The organism is Bradyrhizobium sp. SRL28 (genome assembly GCF_018596315.1).
Taxonomy (GTDB): domain Bacteria; phylum Pseudomonadota; class Alphaproteobacteria; order Rhizobiales; family Xanthobacteraceae; genus Bradyrhizobium.
The window spans coordinates 73779-89473 of record NZ_JAHEAG010000024.1; the positions used below are offsets into that span (position 1 = coordinate 73779).

At 64.2% G+C, this 15695-nt stretch carries 12 protein-coding genes and 1 pseudogene; 4 read left to right on the forward strand and 9 right to left on the reverse strand.

What is annotated here, in order from left to right:
* Positions 1-14 precede the first annotated feature (14 nt).
* Together KIP88_RS32055 and KIP88_RS32060 are read right to left on the reverse strand one after the other, a co-directional pair.
* Positions 15-1427 (reverse strand): mannose-1-phosphate guanylyltransferase/mannose-6-phosphate isomerase, encoded by a 1413-nt coding sequence (locus tag KIP88_RS32055; protein ID WP_214492153.1) that lies wholly within the window; start codon positions 1425-1427, stop codon positions 15-17.
* A gap of 7 nt (positions 1428-1434) precedes the next feature.
* Entirely contained in the window at positions 1435-2424 is a 990-nt protein-coding gene (locus tag KIP88_RS32060) for an NAD-dependent epimerase (RefSeq protein ID WP_214492154.1), read from the reverse strand.
* Between the two features lie 181 nt (positions 2425-2605).
* On the opposite strand from KIP88_RS32060, the gene KIP88_RS32065 reads away from it, so the two are divergent.
* Complete coding sequence (locus KIP88_RS32065) at positions 2606-3565, forward strand: lysylphosphatidylglycerol synthase transmembrane domain-containing protein (RefSeq protein ID WP_214492155.1); 960 nt, start codon at positions 2606-2608, stop codon at positions 3563-3565.
* A gap of 29 nt (positions 3566-3594) precedes the next feature.
* Positions 3595-4617, forward strand: a complete 1023-nt coding sequence (locus KIP88_RS32070; RefSeq protein WP_214492156.1) for a glycosyltransferase family 4 protein — start codon at positions 3595-3597, stop codon at positions 4615-4617.
* Here KIP88_RS32070 and KIP88_RS32075 read toward each other — a convergent pair.
* From KIP88_RS32075 to rfaD, 6 genes and pseudogenes are all read right to left on the reverse strand, one after another.
* The gene (locus tag KIP88_RS32075; protein WP_214492157.1) at positions 4614-5816 is read right to left on the reverse strand and encodes a glycosyltransferase family 4 protein; all 1203 of its coding nucleotides are present in this window, start codon (positions 5814-5816) and stop codon (positions 4614-4616) included. The two genes, KIP88_RS32070 and KIP88_RS32075, sit on opposite strands and share 4 nt — an antisense overlap.
* 46 nt (positions 5817-5862) lie before the next feature.
* Positions 5863-7779 (reverse strand): SDR family NAD(P)-dependent oxidoreductase, encoded by a 1917-nt coding sequence (locus KIP88_RS32080; RefSeq protein ID WP_214492158.1) that lies wholly within the window; start codon positions 7777-7779, stop codon positions 5863-5865.
* Between the two features lie 88 nt (positions 7780-7867).
* A complete protein-coding gene (locus KIP88_RS32085) occupies positions 7868-9154 on the reverse strand; it encodes an O-antigen ligase family protein (protein ID WP_214492189.1) in 1287 nt (428 codons plus the stop codon).
* 26 nt (positions 9155-9180) lie between these two features.
* Positions 9181-9618, reverse strand: a pseudogene (locus tag KIP88_RS32090) (O-antigen ligase family protein); the annotation flags it as partial.
* 74 nt (positions 9619-9692) lie between these two features.
* Positions 9693-11165: a D-glycero-beta-D-manno-heptose-7-phosphate kinase gene (gene rfaE1 / locus KIP88_RS32095; RefSeq protein ID WP_214492159.1), complete on the reverse strand. Its 1473-nt coding sequence runs from the start codon at positions 11163-11165 to the stop codon at positions 9693-9695.
* A gap of 18 nt (positions 11166-11183) precedes the next feature.
* Positions 11184-12161, reverse strand: coding sequence for an ADP-glyceromanno-heptose 6-epimerase (rfaD, locus tag KIP88_RS32100; protein WP_214492160.1), 978 nt, complete (start codon positions 12159-12161; stop codon positions 11184-11186).
* 181 nt (positions 12162-12342) lie between these two features.
* On the opposite strand from rfaD, the gene waaF reads away from it, so the two are divergent.
* On the forward strand, positions 12343-13410 hold the full coding sequence (gene waaF, locus KIP88_RS32105; RefSeq protein WP_214492161.1) for a lipopolysaccharide heptosyltransferase II: 1068 nt from the start codon (positions 12343-12345) through the stop codon (positions 13408-13410).
* Here waaF and KIP88_RS32110 read toward each other — a convergent pair.
* Positions 13392-14438, reverse strand: coding sequence for a glycosyltransferase family 4 protein (locus KIP88_RS32110; RefSeq protein WP_214492162.1), 1047 nt, complete (start codon positions 14436-14438; stop codon positions 13392-13394). The two genes, waaF and KIP88_RS32110, sit on opposite strands and share 19 nt — an antisense overlap.
* Before the next feature lie 184 nt (positions 14439-14622).
* Here KIP88_RS32110 and galE point away from each other — a divergent pair, with 184 nt between their 5' ends.
* Positions 14623-15636 (forward strand): UDP-glucose 4-epimerase GalE, encoded by a 1014-nt coding sequence (gene galE, locus KIP88_RS32115; protein WP_214492163.1) that lies wholly within the window; start codon positions 14623-14625, stop codon positions 15634-15636.
* Positions 15637-15695: the final 59 nt, after the last annotated feature.

The window sequence follows — 15695 nt, forward strand, 5'->3', positions numbered from 1 at the left end:
AAACTACTGTTCGCTCAGCTGCGCTTGTAGTCGTCCTCGATGCGGATGATATCGTCCTCGCCGAAATAGCTGCCGGTCTGGACCTCGATCAGTTCGAGCTGGATCTTGCCGGGATTCTCCAGCCGGTGCACCGCGCCGATCGGGATGTAGATCGATTCGTTCTCGTGCACGGTCTTGATCAGTTCGTTGACGGTGACCTGCGCGGTTCCGCGCACCACGATCCAATGCTCGGAGCGGTGGTGATGCTTCTGCAGCGAGAGCCGCCCGCCCGGCTTGACGATGATGCGCTTGACTTGGTGACGGTCGCCATTGTCGACCGACTGATAGGACCCCCACGGACGATGCACCTTGATATGGTCCTCGGTTACCTGCGGCGCGACCGTCTTCAGCTTTGCCACCAGCCGCTTCAACCCGTTGGCGTCCTTTTGCCTGCTTACCAGCACGGCGTCCTGGGTTGCGACCACCACGAGATCGTCGACGCCTTCCAGCGCGACCAGCGCGCGGTCGGTCGATACGTTGCAATTGCGCGAATCCTCGAACACCGCAGCACCGCGCGCCGCGTTGCCCTCACCGTCCTTGCCGGACAATTCCCACACCGCATGCCAGGAGCCGACATCGGACCAGCCGCACGCGACCGGCACGACCGCGGCGCGCGCGGTCTTTTCCATGACGGCATAATCGATCGAGATCGACTTCGCCGATCCGAACGCGGCCTCCTCGAGCTTGACGAATCCGAGGTCGGTGCCCGCCTTCGCCACCGCATCGCTCACGGCCTGGACGCTGTCGGCGTCGACCTTGCGATATTCATCCGACAAAACGGCGGCGCGGAACATGAAGTTGCCGCTGTTCCAGAGATAGCCGGCCTCGACATAGCGCGCGGCTGTTGCCGGGTCCGGCTTTTCGACGAACTTCGCGACCGCGCGGACCTTGCCGGCAATGACCTCGCCCGGATTGATGTAGCCATATTCGGTGGCGGCGCGTTCGGGCTGCACGCCGAACGTCACGATGTGCCCGGCTTCGGCCGCGGTCAGTCCCTCGCGGCAGGCGGCGAGGAAAGCGGGCGTGTCGCTCACCACATGGTCGGCGGCGAGCGCCAGCACGATCGCATCCTTGTCGCGCGCTTGCGCAAAGGCGGCGCCGGCTGCGATCGCGGGCCCGGAATCGCGCCGCATCGGTTCGAGCAGCACGTCGGCCTCGAGCCCGATCTCCGCCAGTTGCTCGAGCACCATGAAGCGATAGGCGTTGTTGGTGATGATGACGGGCCGTTCGAACAGCGTCGCATCGGAAACCCGCAACAGCGTGTCCTGGAACGTCGAGCGCGCCCCGAACAGGGACAGGAACTGCTTGGGGTGGACCTCGCGCGATGCCGGCCACAGCCGCGTTCCGGCGCCGCCGCACATGATCAGGGGGATAATTCGTCGGTTCATCGGCGTCTCAAATCCTGTAGTGGTCACGATACCAGGCGACAAAATCGGCAAGCCCGTCCTCGATTGAAGTCTGCGGCTTGAAACCGGTGTCGCGCATCAATTCGGCGACGTCGGCAAAGGTCTCGGTCACGTCGCCGGGCTGCATCGGCAGCATCTCCTTGACCGCCGCGCGGCCCAATTCCTGCTCCAGAACTGCTACCACATGGGTCAGTTCTTCCGGATGATTGTTGCCGACATTGTAAATCCTTGCCGGCGCCCCGGCGCCCTCGCCGCCGTCGCGCGGGGCCTGGTCGACCAGTTGCAAGACGACCCGCGTCACATCGTCGATATGGGTAAAGTCACGCCGCATCCGGCCATGGTTAAAGAGCCGGATCGGCGTCCCTTCCACGATCGCTTTGGTGAACAGGAAAATCGCCATATCGGGCCGTCCCCATGGCCCATAGATGGTAAAGAACCGCAAGCCCGTCGCCGGAAGCCGGTAGAGATGGCTGTAGGAATGCGCGATCAGCTCATTGGCCTTCTTTGTGGCGGCGTAGAGGCTGACCGGATGATCGGCTTTGTCGTTCACCGAAAACGGCAGCTTGGTATTGGCGCCGTAGACCGACGAGGACGACGCATAGACCAGATGGCCGCATCCATGATGCCGGCAACCTTCCAGCACATTGACGAAGCCTTGGAGGTTGGCGTCGACATAGGCGTGCGGCTGGTCGATCGAATAACGCACGCCGGCCTGCGCCGCGAGATGCACCACTTTTGGAAAGCGGTGTTTTTCGAACAGGCGCCCCATTGATGCGCGATCGGCGAGATCGATCTGTTCGAACGCAAAGCCCTGCTCCCCGCGCAGGATGTCCAGCCGCGCCGTCTTCAGCGCCGGATCGTAATAATCGTTCAGATTGTCGAGGCCGACCACGGCGCGGCCTTCGGCGAGCAACCGGCGCGCGACGTGGAAGCCGATGAAACCCGCAGCTCCGGTGACCAATATGGGTTGATCCGGCATCATATCCCCTAGAAGGCGCCGCTCAAAGGCCTGAAAATCTCTGTCCGGGCCTCTTTACCTGCGTTGCCGAGGCCGCCGCAACACCTAGCAGCCCCGCTATTGCCAGATCGGCTCGAAAACCATACCAAGGCGCCGAATTGCATCGCTTTTTGCACCCCTTCTCAAACCCAGCACAGGCGAGATGCGCCGTATCCTGTTTTCGACGTTGAAGATTGTGGTCTCGGCGGCGCTCCTGTATTTCTCGCTGCGCAAGATCGACCTTGCCGAACTCGTCGCCCGCATCGACGTGTCCAGCCTGGGCTGGATCGGCGTGGCGATTGCCGTGACGTTCCTGCAGATATTCGTCGGCGTCCTGCGATGGCGCGAGATCAGCGCGGAGTGCGGCGCGCCGCTGCCGACCAGGCAGGCGATGCGCTTCAACGTGATCGGAACCTTCTTCAACCAGACGCTGCCCTCCTCGATCGGCGGCGACGCGGTCAGGCTGTGGCTGGTGGCGCGCAGCGGCGCCGGCTGGCGGGCCGCGACCTATTCCATCTTCGTCGACCGTGCCATCGGCCTGATCGCGCTCGCGGTGGTCATCGTCGCGAGCCTGCCCTGGAGCTACCGCCTGATCACCGATCCGCACGGCAGGTCGGCGCTGCTGTTCGTCGATTTCGCAGCCCTTGCCGGCGGCCTCGGATTTCTTCTGCTCGGCCGGCTGCCGTGGCCATGGCTGAAGCATTGGTGGGGCACCCACCACATCCACGCCTGTTCGGTGATCGCCAACCGCGTGCTGTTCAGCTGCGCCCACGGCCCGAAAGTCGCGGTGCTGTCGTTGCTCGTGCATGTGCTCACTGTCGTCATCGCCTGGTGCGTGGTGCAATCGATCGCAGCCCCGGTGCTGTTCGGCCAGATCTTCCAGCTCGTTCCGCCTGTCATGCTGATCACCATGCTGCCGATCTCGATTGCCGGCTGGGGCGTCCGCGAGGCCACCATGGGGCTGGCGTTCGGCTATGCCGGCCTGATGACAAACGAGGGTGTCAACATCTCCCTGCTCTTTGGCGCGGTATCCTTCATCGTCGGCTTGGTCGGCGGGCTGGTCTGGATATTGAGCGTCGAGAAAGCCGATCAGGGCACGGTGCCCATCGCAGTTCCCAAATAATCTTTCGAGCAACTTTCCACGCGGATAGAATGGCCAGTTCGCAAATACTGCTGTCGTTGGCCGCCGCAGTGCCGGCGGCGCTGTTGTCGGGCGTCCTGACATGGGTGATCCGGCCGCTGCTCGTGCGAATAGCGCTGGCACGGCCGAATGCGCGCTCCTCCCATCGCATTCCGACACCGCAGGGTGGGGGCATCGCGGTGATCGCGGCCACGCTGGTCGCGGCCGTCACGGTCATCGCATTTGCCGGCGCGGCCGAGATGAAAATTCCCGTCGCGGTATTCGGCGCGACGCTGTTCATCGCGGCCGTAGGCTTTGCCGATGACGTCAATTCCATCCCAGTGGTGCCGCGGCTGCTGCTGCAGGGGCTCGCCGTCGCCGCGGTGCTCCTCGCCGCGCCCGAAAGCCTGCGGATCGTCCCGGCCTGCCCGCTCTGGATCGAGCGCAGCTTGCTGTTCCTCGCAGGCCTGTGGTTCGTGAACCTCGTCAACTTCATGGACGGGCTGGACCTGATGACGGTCGCCGAGATCGTGCCCGTCACCGGCGCGCTCGTTCTGCTCGGCTGGCTCGCCGAACTTCCCGCGCCCACGACGGTCGCTGCCGCGGCGCTGTTCGGAGCAATGCTCGGCTTCGCGCCCTTCAACCGGCCGGTAGCAAAAATCTTTCTCGGCGATGTCGGCAGCCTGCCGATCGGCCTGCTCGTTGGCTGGTGCCTGCTGCAGCTCGCCTGGCATCAGCACTTCGCAGCCGCCCTGCTGTTGCCGCTCTATTATCTGGCCGATGCGACCGTCACGCTGTTTCGGCGGATGGCAAGGCGCGAGCCGTTCTGGGCGGCGCATCGTACCCATTTCTACCAGCGCGCCACCGACAACGGATTTTCCGTACCGCGTGTGGTGAGCGAAGTATTTGCGCTCAACATCCTGCTGGCCGCATTGGCAATCGGCTCGGTCATGACCTCGTCGACGGCTATCGCAATCCTGCTTTTGTTCGTCGGCGGCATCGCCACGGCGCTTCTGATGCACCGCTTCTCGCGCCGGCGGCCGTCGTCAGGCTAAGCCGGCTGCTTTTGCAAGAGTTCGCGGATCAGGCCGCAATAGCCGGCCATGGCGGTCTCAAAATCGAAACGCCCTGCGATTTCGGCCGCGCGCTCGGCCCGCTGCGGGTCCTTGGCGCCGGCGGCGCGACTGATCGTTTTCGCGAGCTCATCGGCTCTGCCGGGTTCGACGACCCAGCCGACATCGTATTCCGTCACCGTCAACGCCGCCTCGGCATTCGCTTCTGAAACCAGGATCACCGGGCGGCCGATCGCCAGCAGATTGTAGAACCGGCTGGGCACCGATACCCCGGCGACGTTCCTGCGGTAGGGAATGATCCAGACGTCCGCAGCCGAAAGAAACACCTCTAGCTGTTCGTCCTCGACGCGGTCGACCAGGGTGACGTTCGGAAGCTTTGCCTCGGACTGCATCTCGCGCAACTGGTCGAAGCCCACTCCCCAGCCCGACAGCAGGAAGTGGATATCCTTGTCGTCGCGCAACAGGCGCGCCGCCTCGAACACGATGACGGGGTCATGGGTAAAGCCGAGATTGCCTGATAGCCCGACGACGAAGCGGGCGGAAAGCGGACGGCGATACGAATTGTCAGGATCGACCGCGCGAACGCCGCGATCGAGCGTCGCCCAGTTCGGAATGAAACGGATCTTGTCGCTCGTCATTCCGCCATAGCGCAGCAGCAGCTTTTCGGTGTCGCGGCCGATGATGACGACAGCGTCGAGCGCGCGAAACATTAACGCGTTCAGGCCGCGCATCGCACTTGCCGGCAACGAATGCGGCTTCAGGAGGCCTGCCATGATGAGGACGTCGGGATAGAGATCATGCATGATCAGCACCGACCTCGCGCCTTTCAATTTGGCGGCGGCGGCAAAGGCGTAAGGCAGCATGAAGGGTGCGGGCACGGTGAGCGCGACGTCGCCGCGCCGCAGCTTCGCCAGCAGCGCGACGAACATCCGGATCGTGAACAGCAGTTCGGCCAAAGCGCGCTTGAGCAATGCGGCCTTGCCGGGCATCCAATTTGCTACCTCGACGACCGCAGGCTTGCCGGCGGCCGCTGTGGCGGCGGAGCCTGCCGTTCCCGACAGCACCAGGACTTCGGCTTCCTGCGCCACGCGTTCCCCGATCGCCGCCATGATCGCCGCCGTCGTGCTCGGATCCGGCGGATAATGCTGGCTGACGACGACGACTTTTCCGGACTTCTGCATCATGGCTTTCGAAGCGGGCTGCACGGCCACCGGACGCCGAAAAAGATCAGGCGGCGTTCGATCCGAATTCGGGCACGGCATCCTTGAGCACCGCGCGGATGGTGGAACGATCATCCCGCGCAATCGCGTCCTCCAGCGCCGCGAGCCATTTGCGCAACGTCTGCATCGGCGGCTCGTTCGGCTTGGCCGCCATGATGCCGGCGACGCCGATCTCCACCGACGGTTCCTCGCTGGCGAACAGGATCTCGTTCAGCCGCTCGCCCGGCCGCATGCCGGTGAACACCACCTCGATATCGATGCCGGGTTCGAGGCCGGACAGGCGGATCATCCGCTCGGCCATTTCCACGATCTTGACCGGCTGTCCCATATTGAGGACGTAGACGGAGACATCGGGCCGCGCCGGCGTCAGCGCGTGGGTCGCCGCGGTCAACACGAGATCGCAGGCTTCGCGGATGGTCATGAAGTACCGGACCATGTCCGGATGCGTCACCGTGACCGGGCCGCCGGCCTCGATCTGCGCCTTGAATTTCGGCACCACCGATCCGTTGGAGGCCAACACGTTGCCGAACCGCACCGAGATCAACCGCATGTGCGGCTTGCCTTCCGATTGCGTCATCAGGTCATGGTCGAGTGCCTGGCAATACATTTCGGCAAAGCGCTTGGTCAGGCCCAGCATCGAGACCGGTTCGATCGCCTTGTCGGTCGAGATCATCACCATGGCGGTTGCGCCCGCCGCCCGCGCGGCGTCGGCGACGTTGACGGAACCGAAGATGTTGGTCTTGACGCCCTCGCTCCAGTCGCGCTCGAGGATCGGCACGTGCTTCAGCGCGGCGGCATGGAACACGATATCGGGCTTGAATTCCCTCATCAGGTTCATGATCCGATCGCGATCGCGGATATCGGCGATTCGGCCCTCAATCACCGCATTGGTTCCGTGCGCGGTCAGCGCCTCCGTCACCGCGTAAAGCGCCGGTTCGGAATGCTCGATCACCAGCAACCGCGCGGCGCCGAAGGTCGCGACGCGATCGCAAATCTCCGAACCGATCGAGCCGCCGCCGCCGGTGACGATCACCGCCTTGCCCTTCACCAGCGATTCGAGCCGCGCGTAATCGATCTTTTCGCTCGGCCGCAGCAGCAGGTCTTCGACGGCGACATTGGTCAGCCTCGGCACGTCGCCACTTTCGAGCGACGGCAGGCGGCTGACGAACAGGCCGAGCCGCTTGGCCCGCATCAGGACCGCTTCGGGATGCGCCTCGGGTTCGAACGCCGACGGGGTCATGACGACCCGCGAAATCGGTTTTCCCCGCCCGGCATAATCGCGCACCACGTCCTCGACATCGTCGATGCCGCCGAGCACCGGCACGTTGCGGATCGACTGGCCGCGGTCCGCGGCCGACGGCGACAGCACGCCGACCGGCCAAAGCTGCTTGACGGCGCCGCTTTCGATTGCGCGCAACAGCACCTCCGCATCGGCAGCGCGGCCGATCAATAGGATCGATGCGGCCCCTTCGGTCCGGGCATGACGGCGCACGCGCGAATAACGGAAATACCGGTAACCGAACCGGAGGGCGCTGAGCGCGAACACCTGGAGGAACCAGTAGAGAACAATGGTGATACGGCCGAACAGGACCGGCGCCTTGCCGTTCGATGTCCCGAAAATGAAGGCATAATCCAGCACGACGAGCGCTACCGCCAGAACGGTCGCCACGCGCAGGATGTTCAACGCATCGGGGAGCGAAATGAAACGCCATTTCGTCGTGGTCAGGTTGAAAACGTAGCAGATGACGACGCTGAACACGATGAAGAGCGGCAGAATGCGCAGCAGCAGCGGCAAGCGGGCATAGAAGGCCTCGCCTCCGTCAAATCGAAGATAGAAACTTGCAAGCAGCGCAACGGCTGTCGCCAGCGCATCATGCGCTGCGATCAGGTAGTTGCGACGGGTCAGTTGCGAAAGGGGCGTCATTCCAATGGCCAGCTGCGGAAAGAAAGGGGATTCGCAAGGCGCGTTCCCTTGTCCGCTGATATCTTATCTGCGGCGCGCATGCCAGCGATCATGGCCGGGCTGTTCCGGAACATTCCGCAGCCTCTGACCTGGCACGCAGCACCATGCCGCCGGCGATACCGACGCCCAGCACATACATCCAGCCTTCATGAAAATCGAACAGATGCGAGTTGAACAGCGAACTGAACATGTTCTGCAGCACCACCATCAGCCCGATCCAGGCCGCCAGTCCCTCGTCACGAAACAGCGAGAAATGCGAAAGCCACATTGCGTACAGGATCACGACCCCGATCGTGCCCCACTGGACCGCGACGTTGAGGGTCTGGTTGTGCGGGTTCCCGATCACCTGCGCCTGCGCCAGCACCGCAGGCCCGGTCGCCGCCGCCTCGAACAGCCGTCGCGTTGATCCCGTGCCGTGGCCGATGACGGGCGCCTCGGCAAAGAACCGCAACGACTTCTCCCAGAATTCGAGCCGCAGCCCGATCGACGTCGGCTGATTGAATTCCTTGTAGATCCGGTAATCCCGCGCGAACTTGTCCGTCGTCGCCTGCAGTTGAGGCGACATCGTCCAGGCCAGCGCACCGAATACGACGGCGGCAACCAGCAGCATGACGTTGGTTCGCCATTTCAGGTGCGCCATCGCGAACACGGCGAGCATGACGGGCAGCGTCACCAGTGCCGTCCGCGACACGACGACGAACACCATGTTGACGACAAAATTCGCCGCGACGAGCGTCAGCAACAGCGCTTGCCGGACTTTCCCTTCTCGCAGCAGCGCGATGATGGGGAAAGCAAGCACGACCGTGCACAACAAGAATTCCTGGCTCTGGTCGATATAGTTCTTGACGAAGATGCCGTGCCCTTGCGGCTCGTTGGGAGCTTTCAGCGAGAGGCTGGGATCAATTGCAACCACCCAGGACGCGACCGTCAGCAGCGTGCAGGACGCCAGGAACGCGATGAATACCCACATGCCGCGCGTCGAGCGCTCGAAATGATAGAACAGGAACGGCAATACGAGCAGCTTCGTCGCGGGGCTCAAGGCATATGTGCGCGCACTCCAAGGCGCGTCCGACCACAGGGTTCCCATTCCGGCCAATGCCACGAGTGCAATCGGAAACACACAGATCGGGCGCTTCAACGAATGCAGGAACGGCCGCAGCTCCAGCGTGACGGCAAGGGCGGCAAGCCAGAGCATCATGCCGACGCTGACGCCGCTGGTCGACCACGGCAAAAGGATCGCAACCAGGACCGCGATGAGATCGACGTTCCGTATCCGCGCCGCCGGATCGTGCCAGGCGGAAAACACCGACGAAACCATCGAGCCGAGCGAGCCCATCGTGTTGCGCAGGCGGTCCGCCGCCATCATCGCGGCACCACCGGAGCCGCAGGCAGGCTGCGCTGCTTGGCCGCGAGCGTCATACCGCCGGCAACCCCGACGCCCAGCACGTACATCCACCCCTCATGAAAATCGAATAGGTGGGCGTTGAACAGCGAGGTGAAGATATTCTGCACCACGACAAGCAATCCGATCCAGGCGACGAGACCCTCGCCACGAAACCGCAGCAGATGCACCCACCACATCGCGTACAACAGAACGACCCCGATAGTAACCCACTGCACCGCGACATTCAACGTCTGGTTGTGTGGATTCCTGATAATCTTGCTCCGGGCCGAATCGGAGTAATCGGTCGCGGCCCGCTCGAAGAGCCCGCGCAGCGACCCCGTCCCGTGGCCGACGACCGGCGCCTCCGAAAGGAGCCCCAGGGATTTTTTCCAAAAATCGAGCCGAAGCCCAATCGATCTCACAGTGCACAGCGCCCGGTCTCCCCAGTAGCGCCGCACCAGGGACATCGGCGGAGGGGCCGTTACCGCGGTCACACCTTGCCTCCCCGCGCGCGATCGACCAGTGAGGTCGTGCTGTGGCCCGGCAGAATGTCGACCAGCACGACCTCGCCGCCGGCAGCCTCGACGATCTCGTGGCCGACGACCTGCTCGCGGGCGTAGTCGCCGCCCTTGACCAGCACGCTTGGCCTCACTTTCTCGATCAGACCGATCGGCGTGTCTTCCTCGAAGATCGCGACGAGATCGACCGCCTCCAGCGCCGCCAGCACTTCGGCGCGCGCGATTTCGTCCTGAACCGGGCGCCCCTCGCCCTTCAATCGTTTCACCGAGGCATCGCTGTTGAGACCCACGATCAGCCGGTCGCAAGCGCCGCGCGCGGCCGTCAGCACCTTGACGTGACCGGGATGCAGGATGTCGAAGCAGCCATTGGTGAAGCCGATGCGCAGCCCCTGCCGGCGCCAATCCGAGAGATGCACGTCGAGATCGCCGCCAACAGGCACGATCTTCTCTTCGGCCGCCAGCGAGGCATGCGGCAGGATCCTCCTCCGCAGCTCTGCCGGCGTCACGGTAGCGGTGCCCTTCTTGCCGACCGCGACGGCGGCTGCCGCATTCGCCATCCGCAGCGCCGTCTCCCAGTCGGCCCCGGCCGCAAGCGTCAGTGCCAGCACGGCGGCGACCGTATCGCCCGCCCCCGAAACGTCGCGCACCTTGACCGGCAACGCCGGCACGTGGATCGCCTCAGCTCCGCGAGCCACCAGCGTCATGCCGTGTTCGCTCTGCGTCACCAGCATCGCCTCGCAATCGGCGAGAACCATCGCGTCCTGCGCCGCGGCTGCGATGTTCAGGTCGGTATCGGCGCGGCTGCGGGTGGCTTCCGCAAATTCCTTGCGGTTGGGCGTCAGCAGCGTGGCGCCGCGATAGATCGCGAAATTGGCGCTCTTGGGATCGACGATCACGCGCTTGCCGAGCTTCTTGGCGGCATCGATGATGTTGCGGATGACGCGCGCCGTCAGCACGCCCTTGGCGTAGTCGGACAGCAGCACGATATCGGCGCGCGGCAGGAGCGGCAGGATCGCGTCGATCAGCTTTTGCTCGATCTCTGCCGAGGCCGGAACGGCCTGCTCCCAATCCGCGCGCAGCATGTGGGTGGAAAAATGTTCGGAGACGAAGCGCACCTTGCGCGTGGTCGGGCGGGAGGAATCGGAGACCAGCACGGCCTCGATCAGGCTCTCCCGCGCCAGATCGGCCTTCAGCTTGGCGCCCGCCTCGTCCTCGCCGACCAGGCCGGCAAAGATGCAGCGCGCGCCGAGAGCAGCGATGTTGCGCGCGACATTGCCGGCGCCGCCGACATTGGTCTCGCTGCGCTGGACGGCGATCACGGGCGCCGGCGCTTCCGGCGAAATGCGCGACACCTCGCCATAGACGAATTCGTCGAGCATGAGGTCGCCGATGCAGAGCACCGTCTGACGCGGGATCGCCTGGCTCAGGGTTTCAAAATCGAACATCTGTCTACCTGGTACCCATCAGCGAAAGCGATCGGTGCGATCGAGAAAATTTTTCACGTAGATCTCGACCGCGTCTTCCAGCGCGGTGAAGCCGCCATTGTAACCGGCGCGCAGCAGCCGATCGACGTCGCTCTGGGTGAAGTATTGATAGCTGCCGCGGATCTGCTCGGGCATGTCGATATACTGGATATTCGGTGTGGCGCCGAGCGCGGCATAGGCCGACAGCATCAGGTCGCGAAAGCTGCGCGCGGTGCCGGTGCCGACATTGAAGATCCCGCTGACGCCGGGCGTCGAGAGCAGCCACATCGTCACGCGCACGACGTCGTCGACATAGATGAAGTCGCGGCGCTGGTCGCCATCGGCGATCCCTTCCCGGTGCGACTTGAACAATTGCACGGGGCGCCCGGCCTTGACGTCGTCGAAGCGCCGCGCCAGCACGCTCATCATCGTGCCCTTGTGATATTCGTTGGGGCCGAACACGTTGAAGAACTTCAACCCGGCCCATTGCGGCGGCAGCCGTTCGCCGCGCGCGGCGCGTTCGGCGACCGCCATGTCGAACAGATGCTTGCTCCAACCGTAGAGGTTCATCGGCCGCAGCTTCTTCAAGGCATCCATGGATTGGTCGTCGCCAAAACCGGCGCTACCGTCGCCATAGGTCGCCGCCGAGGACGCGTAGATCAGCGGCGTGGCGTTCGCCGTGCACCAGTCCAGGAGCCGCATCGACAGCCGGAAATTGGTCTCGATTACCAGATCGCCGTCGGTCGCCGTGGTCTCGGAGATGGCGCCGAGATGGATGACGGCCTCCAGCCGGCGGCCCTTCAGCCAGTCCATCAGTTCCGAAGGCGGAACGAAATCGGCGAGCCGGCGCTTGGCCAGGTTGCGCCATTTCCCGTCCTGGCCGAGCACGTCGCACACGGCCACATCCCGGCCGGCGTCATTCAACGCAGCCACGACGTTCGACCCGATAAAACCGGCACCCCCGGTCACCAGCAACATGCCATCCCCTGCCATGATTGTTCGGCAAGACCTTTGCCCCAGTCCTGCCTAGCAGGCAACTTGGCTTCTTTACGGTGGTGCGGATCGCTTTTGGGGTAAGGCAGATCACTCGACTTTACCTGCCCTTGCAGAGCGGTTACCTCCGGGGCCGGAATCGCCCTCAAGGCGCCGAACATAAAGTATGAATATGAATTCACCTGATGGGATCGACATGGAGGATGCCGCCGACACGCGGCCGATCCTGATCGTACCCTATATGTGGATCGGCGATTTCGTCCGGGGTCACACGGTTGTCCGCGTCCTCAAGCAGCGCTGGCCCAACCGGCCGGTCGATTTGCTGGTGACCTCCCTGTGCGCGCCCCTGGTCGATTACATGCCGGGTGTCCGCGCCGGGATCGTCTGGGATCTGCCCCGCAGCCGGCTTGCGCCGGCGAAACAGTGGCGTCTCGCATCCGAATTGCGCTCCCGGGGGTATGGAACCGCCCTCGTCCTGCCCCGCACCTGGAAAGCCGCGATTGCGCCGGCGCTCGCCGGCATCCCGGAACGAGTCGGCTTTTTCGGCGAGGCGAGATTTGGGCTGATTAACCGGATGCGCTGGGGCGAAAAAGCCCTGCCCCGCTTCATCGACAAGAATGCCGCGCTGGCGCTGCCTGCGCGCGCGCCGCTGCCGCCGGAATGGCCGGTGCCGCAACTCGCCGTGCCTCGTGAGGAAATCGCGCGCTGGCGGCAGGCCAACGACCTCGGCACTGGCCCCGCGGTGGCGCTGGCTCCTGGGTCCGTCGGCGCCTCCAAGCGCTGGACGTATTACCCCGGCGCCGCGCGGCTCCTGGTCGAACGCGGCCTCGACGTCTGGGTGGTCGGCGGCCCCGGCGAGAAGGCGCTGGCGCAGGAGATCGTTGCCGCCGGCGGCAGCAAGGTCCGCGACCTCACCGGGACCGATCTGCGCAACGGCATTCTGGCGATGGCGGCGGCCGGCGTCGCGATCTCGAACGATTCCGGCCTGATGCATATCGCGGCGGCGATCGGCACGCCGACCATGGGCATTTTCGGCCCCACCAGCCCCTATCTATGGGCGCCGCTGAACGGTCTCGCGGCCACGGTTCTTCAGACCAAGGCCGTGCTGCCCTGCCAGCCCTGCCAACGCACCGTCTGCACCATGAACGACCATCGCTGCATGCGCGACATCGACCCTTCCTACGTGGCCGAGGTCGCGCATCGCCTGCTGGTCACTCAGCCGAGCGCACGATAGACTGCGGCGATCGCATTCGCTTCAGCCTCGAGGCTGAACTTTTGCAGCACGCGCGCACGCGCACGTTCGCCGATCGCATGCGCCGAGACCGGATCGCGCATCAATGGCTCCAGTGCGGCGACCAGCGCCTCAGCATCACCCGGCTGCGTCAGCACGCCGGTCACGCCGTCCTCGACCACGAATTCGGCAGCCCCCGCGCGCGCCGCCACCAGCGCCGCACCTGAGGACATCGCCTCGATCAGCGTCAGGCCAAAGCCTTCATTGCGCGACGTGAAGGCGTAGATCGTCAGCCGCTGATACCAGCGCTGCACTTCCTCGATCGCAAGCTCGCCCGTGATGACGATGCGCGATTGCAGCCCGGCCGCCTCGATCTGCTGCTTCAAGCCGTTGGCAAATCCCTGCTGCTCCGGCACGACCGCGCCGACGATGACGGCCGTGAAATCGGGATAGCGCGGCAGCAGCCGGCACATCGCCTCGACGAAGACGTCCGTGCCCTTTTGCGCGCGCACCCGGCCGAAGCAGCCGATCGCGTAACGCCCCGGCAGTTCGGCTTCCGCAAACGCCGCCGCGCGATCGACCGGTGGCGCGTAAGCATCGGTATCGACGCCATGCATCACCACCGTCGCCTTGCGCTTGAGAAACGACGCCGAGAGTTCGGAAGTGGCGATCACCGCATCCATCTGCCGGATCAGCCAGCGGGTCAGCCGCTTGTGATGCCGCTGTGCGGCCGAGGTGAAGACGAGCTTCAGCGGCCAGCCGAGCGCGCGGAGCAATAGCCCCGCGATCATCTCGTCATTGCGGCGCGCGTGCCAGATCAGGGAGTTGCGGCGGCGCCAGAGTTTCAAAAGATCCGCAAAACCCATCCGCGCGATGCCGTCGGGCGCGTGGGGGCCGAGCCACGCCGCGCGGTACATTGTGGCAAGCTTCGGCGCCACCATGCGGTTGGTCGCCGTGACGCCCGAATAACGCCTGTGCAGATTCGGCACGATCAGTTGCAGATCACTGGCCAAATTGTTCTCGATCGGCACGTCCGGCTCCGTTCAGGCCAGTTCCTATACGCAACATTAAGCATAGTGGCCAGTTCGCCGGCGCCGAAACCCACTCTTCACCGCAGCCCCGCTAGCATCGCCTCCAATAGAGCGCGACCAGCATAAAGTGGAAACCGGATTTTGCGTCCGGGCGCGCTCCAAATTCAAGAGCGAGAGGTGGCCCATGACCGTGCTCGTCACCGGTGGCGCCGGCTATATCGGAAGTCACATGGTTCATGCGCTGGCGGATGCCGGCGAAAGCGTCGTCGTGATCGACAATCTGTCCACCGGATTCTCCGCCTTCCTGCCTGAAGGCGTGCCGCTGTTCATCGGCGACGCCGGCGATGAAAACCTCGTCGAAGGCGTGATCGCCCAGCACGGCATCGAGAGCATCATCCATTTCGCGGGCTCCATCGTGGTGCCGGATTCCGTGCGCGATCCGCTCGGCTATTACCGCAACAACACCATGACGACCCGCAGCCTCTTGAATGCCGCGGTCAAGGGTGGCGTCAACCGCTTCATCTTTTCGTCGACGGCTGCCGTCTACGGCAATCCGGACCAGGTGCCGGTGCCGGAACATGCGCCGACCCGGCCGGCCTCGCCATATGGCTCTTCGAAGCTGATGACGGAAATCATGCTGCACGATGTGGCTTCCGCCCACGGCATGAACTATGTCGTGCTGCGCTACTTCAACGTCGCCGGCGCCGATCCGAAAGGCCGCTGCGGCATCGCCACCGTTGGGGCTACGCATCTGCTCAAGATCGCGGTCGAGGCCGCCACCGGGCAGCGCGCCAAAGTCGATGTGTTCGGAACCGACTATCCGACGCCGGATGGAAGCTGCATTCGCGACTTCATCCATGTCAGCGACCTCGCGCAGGCCCATCGCGCTGCGCTGGCCTATTTGCGCGGCGCGAGAGGCTCGATCACGTTGAACTGCGGTTACGGCCGCGGCTATTCGGTGCTCGAGACCATCGAGGCCGTCCGCCGTGTCTCGATGCGCAATTTCGCGGTTTCCTATGCGCCGCGTCGCCCTGGCGACATCATGACCATGGTCGCCGATGTCAGCCGCATCCATGCGACGCTGGACTGGACGCCGCAATACAACGATCTCGAGACCATCGCCACCCACGCGCTGGCCTGGGAACAGAAGCTGTTCCGCGACCGCGGCGGCCTTCCGCAGCATGCGGAATCGGCCTGAAATCAAGCGCTTATTTGGCTTGAAAAAGCCCCGCCAAGCGGGCAAGGACTAATCCGCAG